The sequence below is a fragment of the Nonomuraea phyllanthi genome (assembly GCF_006334985.2).
Taxonomy (GTDB): domain Bacteria; phylum Actinomycetota; class Actinomycetes; order Streptosporangiales; family Streptosporangiaceae; genus Nonomuraea; species Nonomuraea phyllanthi.
The window spans coordinates 190,782-214,051 of record NZ_VDLX02000019.1 but is presented as its reverse complement, the minus strand read 5'-3'; the positions used below and the strand labels follow the sequence as shown (position 1 = coordinate 214,051).

23 protein-coding genes and 1 pseudogene are annotated in these 23,270 nt (G+C 72.5%); 14 read left to right on the top strand and 10 right to left on the bottom strand.

Going from position 1 to position 23,270, the window contains the following annotated elements; genetic code table 11:
• Together FH608_RS39455 and FH608_RS39450 are read right to left on the bottom strand one after the other, a co-directional pair.
• A partial coding sequence (locus tag FH608_RS39455) for a cellulose binding domain-containing protein (protein ID WP_193318880.1) occupies nucleotides 1–622 on the bottom strand: 622 nt, incomplete at its 3' end.
• 210 nt (nucleotides 623–832) lie between these two features.
• A complete protein-coding gene (locus tag FH608_RS39450; RefSeq protein ID WP_139635523.1) occupies nucleotides 833–1,843 on the bottom strand; it encodes a polysaccharide deacetylase family protein in 1,011 nt (336 codons plus the stop codon).
• A gap of 251 nt (nucleotides 1,844–2,094) precedes the next feature.
• On the opposite strand from FH608_RS39450, the gene FH608_RS39445 reads away from it, so the two are divergent.
• The 3 genes from FH608_RS39445 to mqo all read left to right on the top strand — a co-directional run bounded on the left by FH608_RS39445 (nucleotide 2,095) and on the right by mqo (nucleotide 5,198).
• The gene (locus FH608_RS39445) at nucleotides 2,095–2,400 is read left to right on the top strand and encodes a 4a-hydroxytetrahydrobiopterin dehydratase (protein ID WP_139635522.1); all 306 of its coding nucleotides are present in this window, start codon (nucleotides 2,095–2,097) and stop codon (nucleotides 2,398–2,400) included.
• A gap of 125 nt (nucleotides 2,401–2,525) precedes the next feature.
• Nucleotides 2,526–3,542, top strand: coding sequence for a glycoside hydrolase family 11 protein (locus FH608_RS39440; RefSeq protein ID WP_139635521.1), 1,017 nt, complete (start codon nucleotides 2,526–2,528; stop codon nucleotides 3,540–3,542).
• 138 nt (nucleotides 3,543–3,680) lie between these two features.
• Entirely contained in the window at nucleotides 3,681–5,198 is a 1,518-nt protein-coding gene (gene mqo / locus FH608_RS39435) for a malate dehydrogenase (quinone) (RefSeq protein WP_226900298.1), read from the top strand.
• Between the two features lie 33 nt (nucleotides 5,199–5,231).
• On the opposite strand, the gene FH608_RS51920 is transcribed toward mqo, so the two are convergent.
• Both FH608_RS51920 and FH608_RS39430 read right to left on the bottom strand, forming a co-directional pair.
• The gene (locus FH608_RS51920) at nucleotides 5,232–5,408 is read right to left on the bottom strand and encodes a hypothetical protein (RefSeq protein WP_153264558.1); all 177 of its coding nucleotides are present in this window, start codon (nucleotides 5,406–5,408) and stop codon (nucleotides 5,232–5,234) included.
• Nucleotides 5,409–5,421: 13 nt separating this feature from the next.
• The gene (locus FH608_RS39430) at nucleotides 5,422–5,643 is read right to left on the bottom strand and encodes a hypothetical protein (protein WP_139635520.1); all 222 of its coding nucleotides are present in this window, start codon (nucleotides 5,641–5,643) and stop codon (nucleotides 5,422–5,424) included.
• A 187-nt stretch (nucleotides 5,644–5,830) separates the two neighbouring features.
• On the opposite strand from FH608_RS39430, the gene FH608_RS39425 reads away from it, so the two are divergent.
• Nucleotides 5,831–6,544 (top strand): hypothetical protein, encoded by a 714-nt coding sequence (locus FH608_RS39425; RefSeq protein ID WP_139635519.1) that lies wholly within the window; start codon nucleotides 5,831–5,833, stop codon nucleotides 6,542–6,544.
• A gap of 38 nt (nucleotides 6,545–6,582) precedes the next feature.
• Here FH608_RS39425 and FH608_RS39420 read toward each other — a convergent pair whose 3' ends face one another.
• The 6 genes from FH608_RS39420 to FH608_RS39395 all read right to left on the bottom strand — a co-directional run bounded on the left by FH608_RS39420 (nucleotide 6,583) and on the right by FH608_RS39395 (nucleotide 12,070).
• Entirely contained in the window at nucleotides 6,583–7,779 is a 1,197-nt protein-coding gene (locus FH608_RS39420) for a cellulose-binding domain-containing protein (RefSeq protein ID WP_139635518.1), read from the bottom strand.
• 228 nt (nucleotides 7,780–8,007) lie between these two features.
• The gene (locus tag FH608_RS39415; protein WP_139635517.1) at nucleotides 8,008–9,585 is read right to left on the bottom strand and encodes an acyl-CoA synthetase; all 1,578 of its coding nucleotides are present in this window, start codon (nucleotides 9,583–9,585) and stop codon (nucleotides 8,008–8,010) included.
• Complete coding sequence (locus FH608_RS39410) at nucleotides 9,578–9,790, bottom strand: hypothetical protein (RefSeq protein ID WP_139635516.1); 213 nt, start codon at nucleotides 9,788–9,790, stop codon at nucleotides 9,578–9,580. Before FH608_RS39410 ends, FH608_RS39415 begins: the two co-directional genes overlap by 8 nt.
• A gap of 32 nt (nucleotides 9,791–9,822) precedes the next feature.
• Nucleotides 9,823–10,281: a MaoC family dehydratase gene (locus tag FH608_RS39405; RefSeq protein ID WP_139635515.1), complete on the bottom strand. Its 459-nt coding sequence runs from the start codon at nucleotides 10,279–10,281 to the stop codon at nucleotides 9,823–9,825.
• A complete protein-coding gene (locus FH608_RS39400) occupies nucleotides 10,278–11,153 on the bottom strand; it encodes an amidohydrolase family protein (protein WP_139635514.1) in 876 nt (291 codons plus the stop codon). Before FH608_RS39400 ends, FH608_RS39405 begins: the two co-directional genes overlap by 4 nt.
• Nucleotides 11,150–12,070, bottom strand: coding sequence for an SDR family oxidoreductase (locus tag FH608_RS39395; protein ID WP_139635513.1), 921 nt, complete (start codon nucleotides 12,068–12,070; stop codon nucleotides 11,150–11,152). Before FH608_RS39395 ends, FH608_RS39400 begins: the two co-directional genes overlap by 4 nt.
• A gap of 554 nt (nucleotides 12,071–12,624) precedes the next feature.
• Here FH608_RS39395 and FH608_RS39390 point away from each other — a divergent pair.
• From FH608_RS39390 to FH608_RS39350, 10 genes and pseudogenes are all read left to right on the top strand, one after another.
• Complete coding sequence (locus FH608_RS39390; RefSeq protein ID WP_139635512.1) at nucleotides 12,625–14,178, top strand: ABC transporter substrate-binding protein; 1,554 nt, start codon at nucleotides 12,625–12,627, stop codon at nucleotides 14,176–14,178.
• A 3-nt stretch (nucleotides 14,179–14,181) separates the two neighbouring features.
• A complete protein-coding gene (locus FH608_RS39385) occupies nucleotides 14,182–15,162 on the top strand; it encodes an ABC transporter permease (protein ID WP_139635511.1) in 981 nt (326 codons plus the stop codon).
• Complete coding sequence (locus FH608_RS39380; RefSeq protein ID WP_139635510.1) at nucleotides 15,159–16,022, top strand: ABC transporter permease; 864 nt, start codon at nucleotides 15,159–15,161, stop codon at nucleotides 16,020–16,022. Before FH608_RS39385 ends, FH608_RS39380 begins: the two co-directional genes overlap by 4 nt.
• On the top strand, nucleotides 16,019–17,041 hold the full coding sequence (locus FH608_RS39375; RefSeq protein ID WP_139635509.1) for an ABC transporter ATP-binding protein: 1,023 nt from the start codon (nucleotides 16,019–16,021) through the stop codon (nucleotides 17,039–17,041). The genes FH608_RS39380 and FH608_RS39375 overlap by 4 nt, the downstream gene beginning before the upstream one ends.
• Nucleotides 17,038–17,307 (top strand): annotated as a pseudogene (locus FH608_RS53980) (ATP-binding cassette domain-containing protein); the annotation flags it as partial. The gene FH608_RS39375 and the pseudogene FH608_RS53980, both read left to right, overlap by 4 nt.
• 103 nt (nucleotides 17,308–17,410) lie before the next feature.
• The gene (locus FH608_RS53975) at nucleotides 17,411–17,995 is read left to right on the top strand and encodes an oligopeptide/dipeptide ABC transporter ATP-binding protein (protein WP_264372940.1); all 585 of its coding nucleotides are present in this window, start codon (nucleotides 17,411–17,413) and stop codon (nucleotides 17,993–17,995) included.
• Entirely contained in the window at nucleotides 17,992–19,392 is a 1,401-nt protein-coding gene (locus FH608_RS39365; protein ID WP_193318878.1) for an MmgE/PrpD family protein, read from the top strand. Before FH608_RS53975 ends, FH608_RS39365 begins: the two co-directional genes overlap by 4 nt.
• Nucleotides 19,389–20,516, top strand: a complete 1,128-nt coding sequence (locus FH608_RS39360; protein ID WP_139635507.1) for a CapA family protein — start codon at nucleotides 19,389–19,391, stop codon at nucleotides 20,514–20,516. Before FH608_RS39365 ends, FH608_RS39360 begins: the two co-directional genes overlap by 4 nt.
• A complete protein-coding gene (locus FH608_RS39355; RefSeq protein ID WP_139635506.1) occupies nucleotides 20,513–21,547 on the top strand; it encodes an ABC transporter substrate-binding protein in 1,035 nt (344 codons plus the stop codon). The genes FH608_RS39360 and FH608_RS39355 overlap by 4 nt, the downstream gene beginning before the upstream one ends.
• Nucleotides 21,544–23,247, top strand: a complete 1,704-nt coding sequence (locus tag FH608_RS39350) for an ABC transporter permease (protein WP_139635505.1) — start codon at nucleotides 21,544–21,546, stop codon at nucleotides 23,245–23,247. Before FH608_RS39355 ends, FH608_RS39350 begins: the two co-directional genes overlap by 4 nt.
• Nucleotides 23,248–23,270 lie beyond the last annotated feature (23 nt).

The window sequence follows — 23,270 nt, the reverse complement described above, 5'->3', positions numbered from 1 at the left end:
ACGCGATGCGAGTGCCACCCCGATACACAGTGAACGACGTGTCACGCGACTCGGTGCCCAGCAACCGCCACGACACCAGATTCCCCGACCCCGACCGCACACTGATCAACCCGCGGTCGAGATCCTCGACCTGCTTGGCGCCCTCGGGCACCGAGGTCGGGGTGACCGTCGGGGTCGGCTCGCCGGGGTCGCCCGGGTCGTCGGGGTCGCCCGGCTCGCCGGTGCAGGCCACTCCGTTGAGGGTGAAGGAGTCCGGATGCGGGTTGCTGGAGTTGTTCCACCCGGCGTTGAAGCCGAACGTCGCGCTGCCGCCCTCCGGGATCGCGGCGTTGTAGCCCGCGTCCTCGGCGGTGACGGACGAGCCGTTCTGCGTGGCGGTGGCGTTCCACGCCTGGGTGATCTCCTGGCCGGCGGTGAAGGACCAGGCCAGGCGCCAGCCGTCGATCGCGTCACCCACGTTGTGGATGGTCACGCTGCCGGTGAAGCCGCCGGGCCACTGGGTGGAGACGGTGTAGTCGACCTCGCAGGCGACGGCGGCCCTGGCCGGTAACTGGGCAGTGATCACCCCGGCGGTGGCCAGGGCGAGCGCTGCGGCCGTCGCCGCGAAATTTGAACGTTTCATCAAACTCCTCTCGTAACCCCCGAGCGGACGCCCAGACCGTAGGGATGACGCGCCATTCATGTCAAAGGCGAAGGGCACGAGAAAGGTCGGATGCTTAAAACGATTCAGGTCAGCGGGGTAAGCGCTTGCCTACGGTGCTGAAAATTTCACGAATGGGGCCCCGACCAGGGTGTGGCGGTTTCGCGGACCGCCCGCCACACCCGGCAGGTCTCAGCCTGCCTGGCAGGAGACCGTGGGCCAGGTCCAGTTGCCGTTGTGCTGGATGGTCACGCCCCAGTTGTTGCCGTTGCCGTTGGGTCTGGCGACCAGTACTTGGGAGCTGGGGTAGCTGGCGGAGATGTTCCAGGTGGCGATGATCCGTGCGGGGGAGGGCACGTTCATCGTCACGGTCCAGTTGCTGGAGCCGCTGACGGAGACGCCGAGGTTGTAGCGGTCGCTCCACTGCTGACCGGCCGACAGCGTCGCGGTGCAGGAGCCGCCGCCACCGCCGGGCGGCGGGGTCGTCGGGCTGGTGCCGCCGTCGGGGGCCACCGCCCTGCCGGTGGCGGGAGAGATCATCCCGGCGCACAGGTTACGGCTGCGCAGGTTGGCGGCGATCTGCGGGATGGCGGCCAGCGTCGTGGCGTACTGGTCGTGCATGAGGATGACCTGGCCGTTCTGCAGGCGTCCGGCCGCCTGGACGATCTGCGCGGTGCCGGCGCCGTTCCAGTCCTGCGAGTCGACGTCCCAGATGACCTCCGTGAGGCCGAGCTGCCGCTCCACCGACTTCAGGGTGGCGTTGGTCTCCCCGTACGGTGGCCTGAACAGCCGCGGCGCGGTGCCCGTGGCCTGCTGGATGACCTGCTGGGTGCGTTGCAGCTCCGACGTGATCTGCGCGGTCCCCAGCTGGGTGAGGTGCGGGTGGGTCCAGCTGTGGTTGCCGATCCACATGCCCGCGTCCCGCTGCGCCCTGACCAGGGCCTGGTTGTTCTGGGCGTTCTGCCCGATGTTGAACATCGTGGCACGCAGGCCGTTCGACGTGAGCGCGTTGAGCAGGTTGGCGGTGTTGCCGGGGTTGGGCCCGTCGTCGAACGTCAGCCCGACGTATCCGGCGCCGCAGTCGGCGGCGGCCAGGCGGCGGTCGGCGGCGATGGCCGCGGTGGCGGTGGCGGCCAGGCAGACGGCGAGGATCGCGCCCAGGAGCGCGGTGATGACGGGTGAGCGGCGTTTCCGATCGATCATGCTGATCCCTTGATCGTTTGGGGGGCTGCACCTGCGGTCATTGTGGGGACCGCCCCGAAAAGTGTCAACGCGCATCGGAAAACTTTCGGGCTCGTCCGACTTCCAGCGCTGGCGCATCTCTCGCTCACGCCGTCCCCTGACTCGTGAAAGTTTCAGGGGGCGAGAAATTCTCGTCGCGGGAGAGCCGCCAGGTGTGAACGGGCCCGCCGGTGGTAGCCCCTTCAGCGAGGACGACGACACGGGGAGGCAGCATGGCCGGGGGGCTCCTGACCGACGAGGAGATCGACACGGCGCTGGCGGCTCTGGAAGGCTGGCGCCACGAGGACAACGCCCTGCTCAAGGACGTACCGGTGCCGCAGGAGAGTCACCGCTGGCTGAGCGAGGCGGTCATGAACGAGGCCGAGGTGCTCGATCACCATCCCGAGATCGAGCGCGGCCAGAACGGCATGCGCTTCCGGCTCTCCACGCACAGCGCCGGCGGGGTGACGGCTCGTGACGTCGAGCTGGCCGCCCGCATCGACCAGGTGCTCGACGGCGGGGCCCGCGACCGGGGTTGAGAGCGCCGGAAAAAGGGGCGTTGACAGCTTGACAAGGGCGGCCGATACTTTCGCCAAAACGCCGATACTTTCACAGCACGAACACCAGCACCCCCTGCCGACCTTCACGAGAAGGAAGGACGCCCATGAACGACGCCCCCGCCCGTCCACGAAGGCGCCGCCGCCTCAAGCTGCTCCTCAGCGGCGCCTTCGCCCTGGCCCTGACCCTGGTCTCCTTACCGGGAACCGCCAACGCCGACACGACCATCACCTCTAACGGCACCGGCGACAACAACGGCTACTTCTACTCGTTCTGGACCGACAGCCCCGGCACCGTCTCCATGAACCTCGGATCCGGCGGCAACTACAGCACCTCGTGGCGCAACACCGGGAACTTCGTCGCCGGCAAGGGCTGGAGGACCGGCGGACGCCGGAGTGTGAGCTACTCGGGGAGCTTCAACCCGTCCGGCAACGCCTACCTGGCCCTCTACGGGTGGACGAGAAATCCGCTCGTGGAGTATTACGTCGTCGACAACTGGGGCACCTACCGGCCCACGGGGACGTACAAGGGCACCGTCACCACTGACGGAGGCACGTACGACATCTATCAGACGACGCGGTACAACGCTCCCTCCATCGAGGGCACCAGGACGTTCAACCAGTACTGGAGCGTCCGGCAGTCGAAGAAGACGGGCGGCACCATCACCACCGGCAACCACTTCGACGCCTGGGCCCGGTACGGCATGAACCTCGGCAGCCACGACTACATGATCCTGGCCACGGAGGGATACCAGAGCAGCGGCAACTCCAACATCACGCTGGGCAGCTCCGGCGGCGGTGATGGCGGGGGCGGCGGCGGTGGAGGCGGCGGTGGAGGCGGCGGGGGCGGTGGCGGCGGCTCCTGCACCGCGACGCTGTCGGCCGGTCAGCAGTGGAGCGACCGCTACAACCTCGGCGTCTCCGTAAGCGGCTCCAGCAACTGGACCGTGACGATGAACGTGCCCTCCCCCGCACGGATCATCGCCACCTGGAACATCTCCGCCAGCTACCCCAGCTCCCAAGTACTGGTCGCCAGACCCAACGGCAACGGCAACAACTGGGGCGTGACCATCCAGCACAACGGCAACTGGACCTGGCCCACGGTCTCCTGCCAGGCAGGCTGACCCCACCGGACCACCTGCGCTCCTGAGGCGCGGCGGCACCAGGCCGCCGCGCCTCACCCATGCGCGGGCGCTCGCGGCCCACCTGTTATACAGGTGAACCTCTTGTCATACAGGTCGAGGCGCGAGGAGAGCAGTCAGGTGACCCCCGGACGAGGATCGAGGCCCGGCACCGACTACGACGTGGTGCTCGTGGGGGGCGGCATCATGAGCGCGACCCTCGGCGTGCTGCTGCGCCGCGTGCGGCCGGACTGGTCGATCCTCGTGCTGGAGCGGCTGGACGGCCTCGGCCTGGAGAGCTCGTCGGCCTGGCACAACGCGGGCACCGGCCACGCCGGGCTCTGCGAGTTCAACTACACGCCGCTCGACGGCGCCGGCTCGATCGACGTCAGCGGCGCCGTCGCCGTCAACGAGCAGTTCCAGCTCTCCCGGCAGCTGTGGGCGCGGCTGGCCGAGGAGGGCGCGCTGGGCGACCCGGCGGGCTTCATCCGCTCGGTCCCCCACTTCGGCTTCGCGCACGGCGCGTCCGGGGTGGAGCACCTCCGCCTGCGCCACGAGGCGCTGCGGGCGCACCCGCTGTTCGAGGGGATGGAGTTCACCCGCGACCGGGCCGTCATGGCGCGGTGGCTGCCGCTGATGTTCGGCGATCGTCCCGAGGGCGAGCCGGTCGCCGTCTGCCGCACGCGCGGCGGCACGGACGTCGACTACGGGGTGCTCACCCGGCGGCTCTTCGCCGCTCTGGCGCGCGAGGGCGTCGAGGTGCGCACCGGCCACGAGGTGCGATCCCTCAGCCGGGACGGCGGGGCCTGGCGCCTGCGGGTCCGGGGCGAGGCAGGAGGTCACGACGTGCGCGGGGCGTTCGTCTTCCTCGGCGCGGGCGGGGGCACGCTCCCGCTGCTCCAGAGCGCCGGCGTTCCGGAGACGCGGGCGTACGGCGGCTTCCCCATCAGCGGGCGGTTCCTGCGTACGGCGAGGCCCGAACTGCTGGCCCGCCACCACGCCAAGGTCTACAGCCACGCCGAGCCCGGCGCGCCGTCGCTGTCGGTACCGCACCTCGACACCCGCGTCGTGGACGGCCGCCCGTACCTCATGTTCGGCCCCTTCGCCGCCTTCTCGCCGCGCTTCCTCAAGCGCGGCCGCCTCACCGACCTGCCGCGCTCGGTGACCCGCGGCAACGCCGGCACGCTCCTGGGCGCGGCCCGCGGCAACCTCGACCTGCTGCGCTACCTCGTCGGGCAGCTCGCGCAGACCCCCGGCGGGCGGCTCCGGGCGCTGCGCCGGTTCGTCCCGGACGCGCGCCCGTCCGACTGGGAGCTCATCACCGCCGGGCAGCGGGTGCAGGTGGTCAAGCGGGTGGACGGCCGGGGTTCGATCGCCGGGTTCGGCACCGAGGTCGTGACCTCGGCCCACGGCGGGCTGGCCGCCCTGCTGGGCGCCTCCCCCGGCGCGTCCGCCTCGGTGGCGATCATGCTGGACGTGCTCGAACGCGCCTTCCCCGACCGGCTGCCGGACTGGCGTCCCGCGCTCCAGGACCTGGTCCCCTCCTACGGCGTCCCCCTGTCCGGGCGTCCGGACCTGCTCAAGGAGCTCGCGCGGCGAACCGCTCGCGCGCTGGGCCTGGACGACGCCGCCGTCCCGCACGCGGCCGACCACGGCTGACGCTCACGCGCCGACGAGCACCGCGGGATCCGGCTACGAGTCGCGGCTCTTCAGCAGTCTGGGCAGGGTGGCCAACGTCGCTCCGCCCGCGCTGCCGCCCCCGAGCAGGGCGCCCGGCCATTCCGCGCCGGTGGCCAGGAGGAGCGCGCAGGTGATCGCGGCGATCGTGATCGTCATGGTGAGCGTGAGCAGCTGACGGGTGGTGAACATCTGTCCTCTTTCTTCAGGTACGGTCGTCGGCCCAGAAGTCGATGAGCTCTTCGGCGCTGAGGTCGTCAGGGCGTCCGGCGGGCGGAGTGCGTCCCGTCGCGAGCACCCAGGTCGTCAAGAGCGTGAGCAGCGGTGAACGCGGCCAACCCTGCATCCCCAGGAAGGCCGCCGGCCAGCGCTCCAAACGTGCTCGGACGAAGCCGAACAAGGCCGAAAACCAATCGCCGGAATGCAAACCTCCGCAACCTTCCGGCGTCGTCCGACTTCATCCGGATTTATCCGGCAACGGACCCATCGATAGGGAAAAATGATCGTCCGGCGGCCAGGACCGGGGCTGAAATGCCGCTCTTGGGACAGGTGGGCCGACGCTCAGTCGCCGTGGCCAGAGCCACCGGATGCCGAGCTATTCCCAGATGAAACGGTTGTCGCGTGCGACGGGCATCCCCAAGGACCTGCCCGAGAGCACGCTCAACGACATCCTCAACGGCAAGCGGGAACGCCTGCCCGACTGGGGGCTGGTCGCCTCCTTCGTGATGGTCTGCCATCGGCACGCGGAGCAGAACGGCCTGCCCACGCTCGCCTTCGAGACGGTGGAGCAGTGGCAGGCCCGCTGGCGCGCCGCGAGGAACGCGCAGCTCCAGCCCCAGGCCACCGGGTCGTACGATCTCTACGGGACACCCGCCGACGAGGCCGAGCGGCGCACCTCCAGAACCGTCGCGCGCCTGGTCCGCCAGGCGGCCGACGGTGACTCCGAGTCGGTCCACCGCCTGGCGATCATCCACTCGCTGACCGGCGAGACCGCGATGGCCCATTACTGGATCCACGCCGCGGTACGGCAGGGCCATCCTGGCGCCGAAGCCCTCGCGAGCAGTCCGCGCCCGACCGAGCTCGCGGCGGACCTGTCCTTCGCCTACGGTCAGGCCTACGAACAGGAGGGCCTGGCCAAGCGTGACATCGCCCGGTTCTATTACCGGCTCGCCGCCGCCCACGGCCACGCCCGCGCCGCCGAGCGCCTCCGCGTCCTTCGCGCCGTCCCGTTCGGCAAGCTGCTCCCCGCGCCGATCGGCGTGGTGCGGGAGCCTGACGAGTCGGCTTCCGAAATGCGTGCGGTGCCGCTCGGGCCGGCGATCGAATGATCGCCGGCCCACCCGAAGCATCGTCGCCGGCGGCAGCGTCAGCAGGACAGCGGCGACGAGCCGAGGGCCACGTCGTCGTACCAGAGCGTGTCCGCGTCGCTGCCGTAGCTCTCCCAGCCCAGCCGCAGCGTGGCCGGGCGCGGCGCGGTGGTGCGGCGCAGCCACTGGGAGTCGACGTCCTGCGTCGGGGTGCCGTCCACGCGCAGGCCGGCGACCTCCTGGTCGTCCAGGTACGTACGCATCGACTGCCGGGAGGTGTCGATCTCGTAGCGCAGGCAGACCCAGCGGTTGACCGGGAGCGCCGTGCTGAGCGCGACCCCGGCCGGGCTCTGCTCCGGCAGGGTGGCGTCGTCGGATTCGCGGTTCCACTGCAGCGCGCCGTTCTGGCCACCGATGCGCAGGTCGCGGTTGCCGTCGTTGGCGTCGGCCATGGTGACCATGCTGACGTGCGTCGCGGGCAGCGCGGTCGTGTGGCGTACCCACATCCTGGCGTAGACCACGGGGCCGACCTGGGAGACGTCGCGGGTGGTGCCGACGAAGAGGTGGTTGCAGTAGCCGCCGCCCCCGTTGACCCGCAGGGACTTGCCGCCGCTGTGCGAGATCGCGGTGTCGATCGTGGCCGTGCCGGTGCCGGAGCAGTTGGGGGTGACGACCTGCCAGTCGCCGGAGGGGCTGCCGGCCTGGTCCTCGAAGCCCGAGCAGACCGCCGCGCCCGAGCAGCCGGGCGGCACGGTGGGCGTGACCGTCGGGGTGACCGTCGGCGTGACGGTGGGGGTCACGGTCGGGGTGACGGTGGGCGTCTGGCTCGGGTTGGCGGTGCCGTTGCAGGCCACGTCGTTGAGCGTGAAGTCGGTGGGCGCGGGGTTGGCCGCCGACCAGGTGGCCTGCAGGCCGAACTCCGCGCTGGCGCCCGTGGCGAGGCTGCCGTTCCAGGCCACGTTGGCCGCCGTCACCACGTCGCCGCTCTGCTGGACCTGCGCGTTCCAGGCGTTCGTGACCCGCTGGTCCCCCGCGTACGTCCACCGCAGCAGCCACCCGCTGAGCGCCGTCCCCAGGTTCGTCACCTTCACCTGCGCGGTGAAGCCTCCCTGCCACGAGTTGACGGTGTAGTCCACCTTGCAGCCGGTGTCCGCCGAGGCGGGGACGGTCACGGCGATGCCGCCGATCGCCACGGCGACACAGGCGACGACGACTGCCCAGAGCCGGGCGCGTGGCGCGAGGGGAGGACGGGACATGGCATCGCTCGCCTTCGGGACTCGGTGGGGCGCGGCCCGATGTTGGGAGCGCTCCCAAAACATCTCTTGACGATGATGGTTCGCGGATCCGTACGGAGGTGTCAACGGCCGCCCCTCCTCCGCACCCCTCAGCGCGGCTGCCGTCCCCACGCCTGACCAGGCAACCCGCCGCCCCACCTGCCGCACCCGCGCCTGAACCTTTCATCGCCGGACGCGTGACCCGCCCGGTCAGCCCACGTCCCCCGAGTAGGTGGCGCGGAGCTCGGGCTTGACGATCTTGCCTGAGGAGGTGCGCGGCAGCGCGTCGGCCCAGACCACCGAGCGAGGGATCTTGTACGAGGCCAGCCGGCCGCGCAGGAACGCCACGAGCTCCTCGGCATCGGCCCCGGCGCCCGGCCTGGCCACCACGATCGCGCGGCCGACCTCGCCCCACGTGTCGTCGGGAACCCCGATGACGGCGGCCTCGGCGACGGCCGGATGCTCCGACAGGACGCTCTCGACCTCGGCCGGATAGACGTTCTCGCCGCCGGAGATGTACATGTCCTTGGCCCGGTCCAGGATGTGCAGATGGCCGTCGGCGTCGAAGGCGCCGATGTCGCCGGAGCGGAACCAGCCGTCGGGGGTGAAGGCGGCCCGGGTGGCGTCGGGGGCGTCCCAGTAGCCGGGGGTGACGTTCGGCCCCTGCACGAGCACCTCGCCGGGTTCGCCGGGCGGCGCCTCCGTCCGGTCGGGACGTACGACGCGGACGCGGGAGAAGAAGACCGGCACGCCGGCGGAGCCGACCTTGCGCGCGCTCATCCCGGCTTCCAGGAACGTGGCGCCCGGCGCGGTCTCCGTCATGCCGTACCCCTGGGAGAAGACCAGCCCACGGTCCTGGTATTCGCGGATGAGCCACGGCGGGACGGGCGCGCCGCCCGCCATCAGCAGCCGCAACGACGACAGGTCGGCCCCGGGCCAGCGGGGCGAGCGGGCGAACGCCGCGAACATCGTGGTGACGCCGAACATCCAGGTGACGCGGTGCTCGGCGATGAGGTCGTAGCAGTCGTCGACGTCCCAGGACGGCATGATGATCGAGCGGCCGCCCTTGAGGAACGTCGGCAGCAGCGTCTGGTTCAGCGCCGCGACGTGGAAGAGCGGGGCGCTGACCAGGGTGACCTCCTCGCTGGTGACGTCGACGTCGGCCAGCAGGTTGAAGGTGTTCCAGACCAGGTTGCCGTGGGTGAGCACGGCGCCCTTCGGGCGGCCGGTGGTGCCGGAGGTGTAGAGGATCAGGGCCGGGTCGTCGAGGGTCACCGGCACGTCGATCGTCCCGACACTCGCGGGCGCGGCTGTCTCGGGCACGGTGCTCTGGGGCAGGGTGCTCTGGGGCAGGGTGTGCAGGTCGGGCGGGGTGTGCAGGTCGGGCGGGGTGTGCAGGTCGGCGACGGGGATGCGGGCGGCCGGGCCGGCGGGCAGCGCCGTGACGGTCGCGGCGCACTCGGGCGCGTGTACGAGCACGCTCGCACCCGAGTGGTCCAGCATGTACGCGATCTCCGGTGCGGCGAGCCGGAAGTTCAGCGGAACGAAGATCGCGCCGAGCACGTGCGTGGCCAGCATGGTCTCGGCGAAGGCCAGGTGGTTGGGGCCGAGGTAGGCGACCCGGTCGCCGGGCGCGACCCCGGCCGAGCGCAGGCGGTGCGCGAGGGCGGTGGTGCGCTCGTGCACCTGCGCGTAGGTGAGCGACCGGCCCCGGAAGACGAACGCGGTCCGGTCCGGGCTCATCAAGGCTCGGCGAGCGGGCCAGCCGCCCAGTCCGGCGTTACGCATGGGCGCTCCCGTCGGACGCCGGCGGCACCCGGTTCCCGTCGGTGCCGTCGTGCGGGTGACTGTCGGCGGGCGGCGCTGATACCCCGGCGCGGAGGAGCCGGCCGAGGCCGGACGCGGCGAGGAGCTGGACAAGGCCTGACCGGATGAGGAACTGGATGGAGCCGGACAGGGTGAGGAACGGGACGGGGGCGGACGGATGGGGCATGGGCCTCCGTTCGTCGCGATGCTGATGGGGGGTCAGGCGTAGTGGCGGTAGATGGCCCGGGCGACGCAGGCCGGCTTGGGCGAGCCGTCGATCTCGACCGTGAAGTCCAGGTGCATCTGGACGCCGTCGCCGGACACGTCCTCGACCTCGGCGACCCGGCCCGCCAGCCGGATCTTGCCGCCGACCTTGACCGGGGAGGGGAAGCGGACCTTGTCCAGGCCGTAGTTGATGCTCATCCGCACCCCCCGGATGTCGAGCAGCTCGTTGAACAGCGGGATGAGCAGGGACAGGGTGAGGTAGCCGTGGGCGATGGTGCCGCCGAACGGCCCTTCCGCGGCCCTGCCGGGGTCGGTGTGGATCCACTGGTGGTCGCCGGTGGCGTCGGCGAACGTGTTGACCCGGTCCTGGGTGATCTCCAGCCAGGAGCTGTGGCCGAGGTCGCGCCCGGCCAGCGCCTTGATCTCGGCGAGTCCGTCGGCGGTGGTGGTCATGGCGTCTCCTTCGCGGCCAGGCCCAGCAGGCGGGCGGCATTGTCCTTGAGGATCTTGGGGCGGACCTCGGGCTTGATGTCGAGCTTGGCGAAGTCGGCGAGCCAGCGGTCCGGGCTGATCACGGGGTAGTCGGAGCCGAACAGCACCTTGTCCTTGAGCAGCGTGTTGGCATAGCGAACGAGCTGCGGCGGGAAGTACTTCGGCGACCAGCCGGACAGGTCGATGTGGACGCCGGGCTTGTGCGTGGCCACGGCCAGGGCCTCGTCCTGCCACGGGAACGACGGGTGCGCCAGGATGATCTTCAGGTGCGGGAAGTCCACGGCCACGTCGTCGACCAGCATCGGGTTGGAGTGCCTCAGCCGGATCCCGCCCCCGCCCGGCACCCCCGCGCCGATGCCGGTCTGGCCGGTGTGGAAGAGCGCGATCGCGCCGAGCTCCTCGATGACCTCGTACAGCGGGTAGGCCATGGGATCGTTCGGGTCGAACGCCTGGATGCTCGGATGGAACTTGAAGCCGCGCACGCCGTGCTCCTCCACCAGGCGGCGGGCCTCGCGGACGCCGGCCCGGCCCTTCCAGGGATCCACGCTGGCGAACGGGATGAGCACGTCGGCGTGCGCGGCGCAGCTCTCGGCGACCTCCTCGTTGGAGATGCGCGGATGGCCGGTGGCGTGCTCGGCGTCCACGGTGAACACCACGGCCGCCATCTTCCGCTCCCGGTAGTACGCGGCGGTCCGGTCGATGGTGGGCCGCTCGTGCGAGCCGAAGTAGCCGGCCGAGGCGCCGAACAGCTCGGGACTCAGCGAGCCGTGCCCGTCCTTGGAGACCTCGGCGTGGGTGTGGACGTCGATCGCGGTCAGCTCGTCGAGGTTCATGACACCTTCTCGGCCGCGGGGATCGTGGGCGCGGGGATGCCGTACGTCTCCTGCTCGAAGATCCCGTCGCGCCAGGAGGCGGCGATCGCCTCGGCGCTCCAGCCACCGTCGGCGAGGGCGACGGCCTTCTCCCGCGGGTGCGACCAGAGGGCGAGCTTGTCGCCACCGATACCGATGGCCTGCCCGGTCACCCCTTCGGAGGCGTCGGAGGCGAGGTAGACGATCAGGCCGGCCGCGTCCTGCGGGGTCCCCATGCCCTCGTCCTTGCGCAGCCAGTCCGGGAGCGGCCCTCCGGTGCGCTCGGCCTCCTCCAGCACCGGCGCGAAGGCGGGGATGGTCCTGGTCATCTCGGTGGCGGCGACCGGGACGACGGCGTTCACGGTGATCCGCGCCTTGGCCAGCTCCATCGCCCATGTCCTGGCCATCGCCACGACGCCGGCCTTGGCGGCGGCGTAGTTGGTCTGGCCGAAGTTGCCGCGCTGCCCGGCGGGCGAGGAGATCAGGATCAGCCGGCCGCCCTCGCCCTGCTCGCGCATCCGCACGGCGGCGGCGCGGGCGCATCTGAACGTGCCACGCAGGTGCACGTCGATGACCGTGTCGAAGTCGTCGTCCGACATCTTCCAGAGCACCCGGTCGCGCAGCACGCCCGCGTTGGTCACCATCACGTCCAGCCGGCCGAACTGCTCGACCGCCGTCTCGACCAGCTGCTCGGCGACCCCGGCGCCGCCCACGGCCCCCGGCGCGGCGACCGCCCGGCCGCCCGCGGCCGTGATCGCGTCGGCCACCTCGCGGGCCGCCGCGGCGTCCACGTCGTTGACCACGACGGCCGCACCGGCCGGGGCCAGCGCCTCGGCGTACGCGCGGCCGAGGCCCCGGCCCGCGCCGGTGATGACGGCTACCTTCCCGGACAAATCCATGAACGACACCTCGTCACGTAGTTGGTGAACCTGGCCGGAACATATGACAGTTCTATTACCTTCGTCAAAGTTTTGCCCATCATCAGAGATCCGTCCAGCCTCAGGACACCCGGGTCGGCGAGGAACGCGTCCGGGCGTGGCACTTCCGGTCGATGCATGACACCGGAGAGGTGGTCGGCACGCCACCGACGTGCGATGGCGGCGTCCCGAACAGGTGCGTCCCTACCAGAAGGAAGAAGCTCTGGTAACGATCTTCCGCAGAAGTGCATCAGCCGATGGCCTCACCATCGCGCCCCGAGGCGTCCGGCCTTCCCTTGCGAGCACCGCATGCCGGGCGAGCAGGGCGACGCGGACATGGGAGCCGAGGTCGGCGCGCGCGGATCCGACGGCCAGGGCACGCCGCCGGGCGCGGCCCCACAACCGCCGGACCTCTCATTCGTACGGCACATCTATTTACGGTCGATGGGCTTTGTGTTACACATATGAAAATCATCCGGGCGCGGCCCGCCTTCTGATCAGGGCCGCCGTCTCCCAGAACTCTCTTGGGGTGACCCGTGACACATCGACTGACGGCCGCTGCCAGTGCATTGATCGTCTTCGCCGCCGCCTGCTCCACGGGCGCACAGCCCCAGGAGGCTCGGCCGGCACCCGGCAAGGGCGGTGCCGCCACCGTCGTCCTGGGCGTCGAGGCCGTCCGCGGGCTCGACCCCGCCCAGCTGTTCAATCTCACCCCGTCAGGTGACGCCAACCGTCTCTCGGCCATCTTCGGCCTGCTGTTCTGGTCGGACGCGAGCACCGGCGAGGTGAATCCCGGACTCGGCGAGAGCCTGACGGCCTCCGGCGACGGCAAGGAGTGGACTATGAAACTCCGCCCCGGCCTGACGTTCTCCGACGGCACGCCGCTGGACGCCGAGGCGGTCAGGTTCAACTACGAGCGGATCGCCGACCCGAAGACCCGCTCCCCGCTGGCCACGCTGGTGAAGGGCGCGACCTTCGAGGTCTCCGACGAGCGGACGCTGGTCGTGAAGCTGCGCGAGGGCAACCGCGCCTTCGACCGCGTCATCGCCACCAGCCTCGCCTTCGTCGGCTCTCCGGCCGCCATCGAGAAGGACCCCGCCGCGTTCGCGCAGCAGCCGGTCGGCGCGGGCCCCTTCATGCTCAAGGAGTGGGTACGCGACGACCACATGACGCTGACCCGCAACCCCTCCTACTACCGCCAGGGCGCGCCGCTCCTCGACACCCTGACCTTCAAGGTGATCGCGGACCCGGCGCAGCGGGTCAACGCCGTGGCCAGCGGGCAGGCACAGGCCGCCGTGACCGGCTCCGACCTGTCGTTCATCCAGCGCGCGAAGGGCTCGGGGCTCCAGGTCGCGCAGGCACCCGCGGGCGGCGGCCCCATGCTGATCTTCAACACCGCGCGGGCCCCGTTCGACGACCCCAAGGCTCGCAAGGCGGTGGTCCTGGCGCTGGACACCAAGGAGATGGCCCAAGTCGTCGACCCCGGCTCCACGGCTCCCGACAGCCTCTACGGCGCGTCCTCGCCCTTCCACCCCTCCGCGAGCGCCGTACCCGCGCAGGACGTGGCCGGGGCGCAGCGGCTGCTCGACGAGCTCGCCGCCACCGGCAAGCCGCTGCGCTTCACCGTCTCCATGCCCGCCAGCGGGTTCTTCCGCCGCACCGCCGAGTACCTGCAGAGCCGCCTCAGCAGGCTCAGGAACATCCAGGTGGAGATCGAGGTGCTGGACAACGCCGCGCTGGACCGCAAGGTGTTCACCAACCGCGACTTCGCGCTGTCGGCCCAGATCGTGCCGGTGGCCGACCCGGAGCCGAACCTGTACAAGCTGCTGCACAGCGACGGCCAGACCAACTACATGGGCTACCACGACCCCGAGGTGGACGCCGCGCTGGACAGGGGCCGCGACAGCGCGGACGAGGCCGAACGGCGCGAGGCGTACGCCACGGTGGAGCGGCTGGTCATGGCCGACCTGCCGGTGCTGCCGTACCGGTCGCAGGTCGCCTACACCGTGCACAGCTCCAAGCTGACCGGGCTGACTTTGCAGGGCGACGGCTCCCTGCTCTACGACCGCCTCGGGCTCGGCGGGAGCTGAGGCATGGCCGTCGGCACACTCGCGGCGGCGCCGCGCGCCAGGCTCGGCAGGGCGGCGCGGCGGGCCGCCCACCTCCTCGCGGTGCTCCTGCTGGTCACGCTCGCCGCCGCGGCACTGGTCGATCTCGTCCCCGGCTCGCCGGCCGTGGCGATCCTCGGCCCGTCCGCCACGCCGCAGCAGATCGCGGAATTGGACGCCGCGTACGGCTTCGACCGGCCGTTCCCCGAGCGCTACCTGGACTGGGTGGGCGGCCTGGTCACCGGAGACCTCGGCCGGTCCGTCCAGTCGGGCCGGCCGGTGCTCGCCACCATCCTCGAACGGCTGCCGGTCACCCTGGAGATCGCGCTGCTCGCGGTGGGCATCTCCCTGCTGGTCGCCGTCCCTCTCGGCGTCCACACCGGCTCGCGGGTCGGCGGCCCGCTGGACCGCGCGGTCACGGCCGCGTCGTCGGCGCTGATGTCGATCCCCGTGTTCGTGGCCGGCGTCGTGCTCATCTACCTCCTGGCCCTGACCACCGGCTGGTTCCCGGTGTCCGGCTGGGCGCCGCTGACCGACGGGATCGCCGCCAACCTGCACTTCGCGTTCCTGCCCGCGGTGGCCCTGGCCGTGGGAGAGACGCCCGCGCTGCTGCGGCTGCTGCGCGGCGACGTCGCGGCCACGCTCAGGGAGGACTTCGTCCGTACGGCGGCCACGCGCGGGCTGCCCCGCCGCTACATCCTGTTCCGGCACGTGCTGCGGCCGTCGGCGCTGCCGCTGGTGACGATGGCGGCCGTGGTGTTCGGGCGGCTGCTGGCGGGCTCGGTGGTCGTCGAGAGCCTGTTCGCGCTGCCGGGGCTGGGCGGGCTCGCCCTGCAGTCCATCCCGGCCAAGGACATCCCCGTCATCCAGGGGCTGGTGGTGCTGGTCGCCGTCGCGTACGTGGCGGTCAACGCCCTCGTCGACCTCGGTTACACGGTGCTCGACCCGAGGACGCGGTCGCGATGACGGCGCCGCTCACCGTTCCCGGCGCCGCCGCGCGCCGCCGCCGGCGTCCCGGCCCGGCTCTGTGGCTGGCCGGGAGCTGGCTCGTCCTGCTCGCCCTCCTGGCGCTCGGCGCCGGCGTGCTGCCGCTCGCCGCGCCGGACGCGCCCGTGGGCGGCCCGAACCTGCCGCCGTTCACCGCCTACCCCGAGGTACTCGGCACCGACGGCATCGGGCGGTCGGTGCTGTCCAGGCTCGTCCACGGCGCGCGGATCTCGCTCGCCGTCAGTCTCGGGGCGACGTCGCTGGCCGCCGTCGCCGGCGGGCTGCTCGGCGTGCTGGCCGCCTACCTGCGGGGCGTCGCGGAGTCGGCCATCGGCGTCCTGCTCGACGCGATCCTCGCCTTCCCGCCGCTGCTGCTCCTGCTCGCCCTGGCCGCGGTCGTGCGTCCCGGCGTCTGGACACTGGTGGCGAGCCTCGGGCTGCTGTTCGTGCCGCCGTTCGCCCGGCTGGCCAAGGCGGCCGCGCTGTCCCGGCTCAACCGGGAGTACGTCGATGCGGCCCGGGCGCTCGGCGCCGGCCACGGCCGCCTGCTGTTCCGCGAGCTGCTGCCCGGCTGCGTGGCGCCCGTGGCGTCGTACGCCGTGGTGATGGCCGCCCTGATGATCATGATGGAGGGGGCGTTGAGCTTCCTGGGCGTCGGCATCCCGCCGCCGGCGCCGAGCTGGGGCGCGATGATCGCGGCGGGCAAGGACTTCCTGGCGATCGCGCCGCAGCTGGTGCTGGTGCCGTGCGCGGCCATGTTCCTCACCGTGCTGTCGTTCAACACCGTGGGCGAACGCCTGCGCGCGCGGGTGGACACGATCTCGGGCGGGGCGCCATGACGAGCGGGGAGCCGCTGCTGGAGGTGCGGGACCTGCGCTGCCACCTCCCTGGCGACCACGGCGTCGTGCGGGCCGTGGACGGCGTGTCGCTCACCCTCGGTCATGGGCGGGTGCTCGGCCTCGTCGGCGAGTCGGGGTGCGGCAAGTCCACCCTGGTGCGCGCGCTGGTCGGCGCCTCGGCGCCGGGAGCCGGCGTGTCCGGGTCCGTCATCCTGGCGGGCACCGACCTGACGGCCATGCCGCCGGAGGCGCGGCGCGCGTTCGTAGGACGGCACGTCGGCATGGTCTTCCAGGACCCCATGTCCGCGCTCAACCCGGTGGTGCCCGTCGGCCGTCAGATCGGCGAGGCCGTACGCCATCACCTCGGCCTGTCGCGGGCGGCCGCCCGCGACCGCGCGGCCGGGCTGCTGGAGCAGGTGGGCGTCCCCGATCCGGGACGCCGGCTGAAGCACTACCCGCACCAGTTCTCCGGCGGGCTGCGCCAGCGGATCACCATCGCCATGGCGCTGTCCTGCGACCCCGCCCTGCTGATCGCCGACGAGGCGACCACCGCCCTGGACGTGACCGTGCAGCGGCAGATCCTCGACCTGCTGGCCGGCCTGGCCGGGGACCGCGGCATGGGCCTCGTCCTGGTCAGCCACGATCTCGGCGTGATCGCCGGCCGCGCCGACGAGATCGCCGTGATGTACGCGGGCCGCGTCGTCGAGCACGGCCTCACGCGCGCGGTGTTCGCCCGTCCCCGCCACCGCTACACCGAGGCGCTGCTCGGCGCGATCCCCCGCCTGGATGCCCCGCCGCACGCGCGCCTGCGCGTGATCCCCGGCGCGCCCCCGGACCTGGCGGACCCGCCGCCGGGCTGCGCCTTCGCTCCCCGCTGCCCGGCCGCGCGGCCCGACTGCCTGGCCGCCCCTCCCCCGCTCGTGGCGGAGGGGCCACACGCCCACGCCTGCCTGTACCCGGCGGACGGGGCCGAGATCACCGCCGGAGCGCGGCGACGGGAAGGAGGTGACGCCGGATGACGGCGGAACCCGCTCTGCTGCGCGTCACGAACCTGGTCAAGCGGTTCCGGGTGCCCGGCGGCGTGGTCGAGGCGGTGTCCGGGGCCGGATTCTCGGTACGGCGCGGCCAGACGCTCGGCCTGGTGGGCGAGTCGGGCTGCGGCAAGTCCACGACCGGGCGGGCGGTGCTCCAGCTGCCGCCGCCGGACGAGGGCAGCGTCCGCTTCGGCGAGGAGGAGCTGACCGTCCTGTCACGCCGTGACCTGCGCAGGGTGCGGAGCCGCCTGCAGATCGTGTGGCAGGACCCCCGCTCGGCGCTCAACCCCGGCCGCCGGGTGCGCGACCTGGTGGCCGAGGGCCTGGTCATCGCAGGCCACGACCGGCGAGCGCGTGGACGCGGCCCTGGCCGAGGTGGGGCTGGACCCGTCGGCGGTGGGCGGGCGGCGGCCGCACGAGTTCTCCGGCGGCCAGTGCCAGCGCATCGCCATCGCCCGCGCCCTGGTGCTGGAGCCGGAGCTGCTGATCTGCGACGAGCCGGTCGCGTCCCTGGACGTCTCCGTGCAGGCGCAGGTCATCAACCTCCTGCGGGACGTCAGGGCCGCGCACGGCCTGTCGATGCTGTTCATCTCGCACGACCTCGGCGTGGTGCACAACGTGAGCGACCGGGTCGCCGTCATGTACCTGGGCAGGATCGTCGAGATCGGCGAGGTCGGGGCGGTGTACGGCAGCCCTGCCCACCCGTACACGCGGGCCCTGCTGGACGCCGTGCCCGTGCCCGACCCGGACGCCCCGCCGCCGGGCCCGCCCCTGCGGGGAGAGGTGCCCTCGCCGCTGAGCCCGCCGTCGGGCTGCCGCTTCCGCACCCGCTGCCCGCTGGCGCGACCGCTGTGCGCGGAGCGGGCTCCCGAGCTGCGTGACATCGGCGACGACCACCAGGTGGCCTGCCATTTCTCGCCCGAGGGAGGCCGGCCGTGACCACGACCGGGGCGACGACCGAGCTGGCGGAGTTCGCCTCCGGGCTGGAATTCGCCGACCTGCCGCCCGAGGTCGTGGAGCGGATCACCTGGCACGTCCTGGACGCCGTCGGCGCCGGGCTGGCCGGCTCGGCGAAGCCCTGGAACGCCGTGGTCCGCCGGTACGCGCTCCGCGAGAGCGCGCCGGGGCCCTGCACCGCGTACGGGAGCGCCGCGACCGCCCGCCCGGAGTGGGCTGCGCTGGCCAACGCCACCGCCGGGCACGGCTTCGAGATCGACGACTACGCGCTGCCCGCGCTGGCGCACCCGGGCTGCGTCGTCGTCCCCGCCGCGCTGGCCGTCGGCGAGGAGCTCGGCGCCGGGGGCAGGCGGATGCTGGCCGCGGCCGCCGCGGGCTTCGAGACCGTCGTGCGGTTCGGGCTGGCTACAACGCCCTCCCTCACCTCCGACCGGGGGTTCCACGTCACCGGCGTGCACGGCGTCTTCGGCGCGGCGGCGGTGGCCTGCCGCCTGCGCGGCCTGGACGCGGGCACGACGGCCTCGGCGTACGGGCTGGCGGCCAGCCACGCGGGCGGCGTCACCGAGTACACGCGCTCGGGCGGCGAGGTCAAGCGGCTGCACGCCGGGCTGGCCGCGATGGGCGGCATCCGGGCCGCGACCCTGGCCCGCGACGGGTTCACCGGGCCGCGCACCGCCGTGGAGGGGCCGCGAGGGCTGCTGCGCGCGTACGCCGCCCGCGCCCGCCCGGCCGCGCTGACCGACGGGCTCGGCACGCGGTGGGAGCTGCACGGGCTCGCGCTCAAGCGGTACTGCGTCTGCGCGGGCATCCAGGCGCCGCTGCAGGCCGTGGCCGAGCTGCGCGCCCGGCACGACCTGCCCCCGGCGGCCGTCGAGGAGGTCGTCGTGGGCGTGGACGACGCCACCCGCGCCCACGTCGGCGCCGTCGGGGCGCACCCGCGCGACATGACGGAGGCCCAGTTCAGCGCCCGGCACGCGGTGGCGATGAGCCTCGTGCTCGGCGGCAACGGCCCCGGGCACTACGCCCGGCTGGAGGCGGCCGGGTTCGACCTTCCCGCGGTCTCCGCGCTGGCCGCCCGCGTCCGGCTGGAGCGCGACGCCGAGGCGGAGGCCGCGTTCCCGGCGCGGCTGCTGGCCCGGGTGCGGGTGCGGCTGCGCGGCGGCGGCGAGCTGGTGCGGGTGGCGGAGGCCCCGGGCAGCCCGGGCGCGCCGATGACCGGCGAGGAGATCGAGGCCAAGTTCCTCGGCCTGGCCGGTGAGGTCGCCGGCGACCGGGCCGCCCGCGCGGTGCGCGACGCGGTGCGGGCGCTGCCGCACGACGGGCCGGTGGCGGCGGTGCTCGCCCCGGTCCGCGAGGAGTTCACCAGGAGGAACGCATGAGCGACGAGCTCGTCCTGTACGCCGTGGGCGACGTCGGGCCCGAGCGCCCCGACCCCCACACCCTGTTCACCCGGGTCGGCCCCACGCTGCGCGGCGGCGACCTGGCCTTCTGCCAGCTGGAGATGAACCTCACCGATCGCGGCGCCCGCCTGCCCCAGGTCCGCCACACCGCCCGCGCGGCCCCCGCCACGGCGGGGTCCCTGCGGCGGGCCGGCTTCGACGTGGTGTCGTGGGCCGGCAACCACTGCATGGACTGGGGCGCCGAGGGCTTCTTCGACACCATCGAGGCCCTGACCGGCGAGGACATCACCGTGCTCGGCGTCGGGCCGGACATCGCCGCGGCCCGCGAGCCGCGCGTGGTGGAGCGGAAGGGGACGAGGATCGCCTTCCTGGCGTACTGCAGCATCCTGCCCGCCGACTACTGGGCGACGGAGCGGCGGCCGGGCTGCGCGCCGATGCGGGCCCACACCGTCTACGAGCCCACCGAGCCCGACCAGCCCGGCACCCCGTGCCGCGTGATCACGTACCCGCACCGCGACGACCTGGCCGCGCTCGTCGAGGACGTACGGCGGGCGCGGGAGCTGGCCGACGTGGTGGCCGTCTCGATCCACTGGGGCATCCACTTCGTGCCCGCCGTGCTGGCGGACTACCAGCGCGACGTCGCGCACGCGGCGATCGACGCGGGCGCGGACCTCATCCTCGGTCACCACGCCCACATCCTGAAGGGCGTCGAGGTCTACCGGGGCAGGGCGATCTTCTACAGCCTGGGCAACTTCGCCATGGATCTGCCGATGACCGCCGAGCACGCCTCCAGCAAGGGCTTCCAGGAGCTGCTGAAGCTCCACCCGGGGTGGGAGCCCGACCTCGGAAGCACGTACAACTTCCCGCACGACTCACGCAAGACGGTGGCGGTGCGCTGCCGGATCTCCCGGCACGGCATCGGCGAGGTCGCCGTGCTGCCCGCCTACATCGACCGCTCGTCCCGCCCGGAGTTCCTGGACGGCGCCGACCCCCGCTTCGCCGAGGTCGGCGCGTACCTGCGGGAGGCCGGCGAGAGCCAGGGCCTCGGCACGCGCTTCGATCCGGCCGGAGACGCCCTGATCGTCCGAACGGAGGAATCATGATCTCTCAGTTGCGGTCCGCGGCGGCCGCGGGATGCGCCGCCCTGCTGCTCGCGTCCGGCTGCGGCTCCGGCGACACGGGCGGCGGCGCCGCCGTCCCCGCCGACGCCTCCCCCGCCCTGCGCACCCTGATCGAGGCGGCCCAGAAGGAGGGCGAGCTGGTCTGGTACAGCGTCCCGGCCGAGAACATCGCTAAGGCCGTCTCCGACGACTTCGCCGGGAAGTACGGCATCAAGGTCAAGTTCATCCGGCTGACCTCCAGCGACCTGGCCCAGCGCTTCGCCGCCGAGGCCGAGAGCGGCAAGCCGGCGGCCGACCTGTTCGTGGGCTCCTACACGCCGTTCGTGCCGCAGGCCCTGGAGAAGGGGTGGACGGTCAAGCTCGCCGACGCGAACATCCCGGACTATCCGGCCGGCTTCCCCGACACGTACCTGCTGCCCGACGCCGGGACCGCGGTGATCCAGATCCAGCCGACCGGCATCGCGGTCAACACCCGGCAGGGCGGCGGCGCGATCAAGGACTGGCCGGACATCCTCGACCCGAAGTGGAAAGGCAAGATCATCCTGGTGGACCCGCGGACGTCGGCCGCGTACACGCCGTTCTGGAACCTCATCGTCAAGGAGTACGGCGAGGAGTACCTCACCAGGCTCAAGGCGCAGAACCCGATCGTGGCCGCCGGCGCCGCCCCGGCGACGCAGCAGCTCGCCGCCGGCGAGGCGGCCATCGTCATGCCCGGCGTGCAGTCCATCGCCGACGGTCTCAAGAGCAAGGGCGCGCCCGTCGGCTACGTGCAGCCGCCCGCCTCGACCGGGCCGGAGATCGTGCCCGGCCTGGCCGCCAAGGCCGCCCACCCCAACGCGGCGCGGCTGTTCGTCCACTACCTGATGAGCAAGGAGGGCAACAAGAAGCTCAACGCGCTGCCCGGCTCCGGCTCGCCGCTCGACCCCGCCACGCTGCCGGCCCGCTACACCTTCAACAAGGACCTGTCCGGCACGCCCGCCGAGCGCATCAACGCCCTGCTGGGGCTGACGTGATCGCGAGGCTGCGCGCGCTCACCCCGTTCCAGGTCGCCGGGACGCTCCTGGCGCTGGCGCTCGGCGCGCTGGCGGTCTACCCGCTCGCCCTGGTGGTGATCCGGCCGTTCGTCACCGGCGGCCGGATCGACCTGGCGCCGATCCGTGACACGCTCGCGCAGCCGGACCTCGCCACCCTGCTCTGGCACACCGCGGTCGTGGTGGGCGGGAGCGGGCTGGCGGCGATGGCGATCGGCTCCGCCCTCGCCTGGGTGAACGAGCGGACCGACGCCCGCATGGGCCTGCTCACCGACGTGGTGCCGCTGGTGCCGTTCCTGCTGCCGCCGATCGCGGGCGCGATCGGCTGGTCGCTGCTCGGCTCGGAGCGCTCGGGCTACCTCAACCAGCTCCTGCGCCCCCTGCTCGGCCTCGGCGGCACGCAGGGCCCGATCGACGTCCACTCCTGGTACGGCCTGATCTTCGTCTACACGATCTACCAGGTCCCGTACGTCTTCATGATCGTATCGGCCGGGCTGCGGAACGCCGACGCCGCCATGGAGGAGCAGTCCCGGGTGAGCGGCGCCGGCCCGTTCCGCACCCTGCGCCGGGTCTCGCTGCCCGCCGTGCGGCCGAGCCTGGGCGCGGCCGCGCTGCTCATGGTGTGGACCGGGTTCGGGCTGTTCTCCATCCCGGCGATCCTCGCGCCGCAGGCCGGCATCGACATCCTGTCGGTACGGGTGGTGCGGCTGCTGTCGTTCACCTACCCGCCGGAGACGGGCGTGGCGGTGAGCCTCAACCTCGTCGTCATGCTGGTCGTCACCCTCGTCTGGTACGCCCAGACGCGGCTGCTGCGCAGCTCCCGCACCGCCGGCCTCGGCGGCAAGGGCGCCCGGGCGCGCCCGCTGCGGCTGGGCCGGTGGCGGGGCCCGGTGCGGGCGGCGATCGTGGCGTACCTGGCGCTGACCTCGGTGCTGCCGCTCGGCGGCCTGGTGCTGGTGTCGCTGACCGGGTTCTGGAGCGGCACGGTCGACTGGTCGCGGCTCAACCTGGACGCCGTGACCCGCACGCTCGCCGACACCGCCACCCAGGAGGCCCTGGTCAACAGCCTCGTGCTGGGCGCGGTGTGCGCGACGGCCGGGATGCTGGCGGCGGCCGTGGTGTCGGTGCTGGTCAGGAGGTCGGGGCGGGGCACGGGGATGCTCGTGGACGCGGCGATCAAGTTCCCGCCGACGCTGTCGCACCTGGTCGTCGCGGTCGGGTTCGTGCTGGCGTTCAGCGGCGCGCCGTTCCAGCTGGGCGGCACGCTGTGGATCCTGATGCTGGCGTACGTGTCGCTGCACATGCCGCAGGCCACCACCGCGTCGGACGCCGCGGCCGGCCAGGTCGGGCCCGAGCTCACCGACGCCTCCCGGGTCAGCGGCGCCGGGCAGGCGCGCACGTTCAGGAGGATCACGCTGCCGCTGATGGCGCCGGGCCTGCTGGCCGGGTGGGCGCTGCTGTTCGTCACCATCGCCGGGGACATCAGCGCGTCGGCGATCCTGGCCGGCACCGGCAACGAGGTGGTGGGCTTCCGCATCCTGGAGGTGTTCGCCAACGGCGACTACGCGATGCTCGGCGCCATCTCGATCCTGCTGACGCTGGCCACCTCGCTGGTGGTGCTCCCGATCACCTGGTACGCGCGCCGGCGCGGCGCCTCTCCCCTGTCCAGAACCCACTTCTGAGGTGGTCATCCCCCATGCGAGCA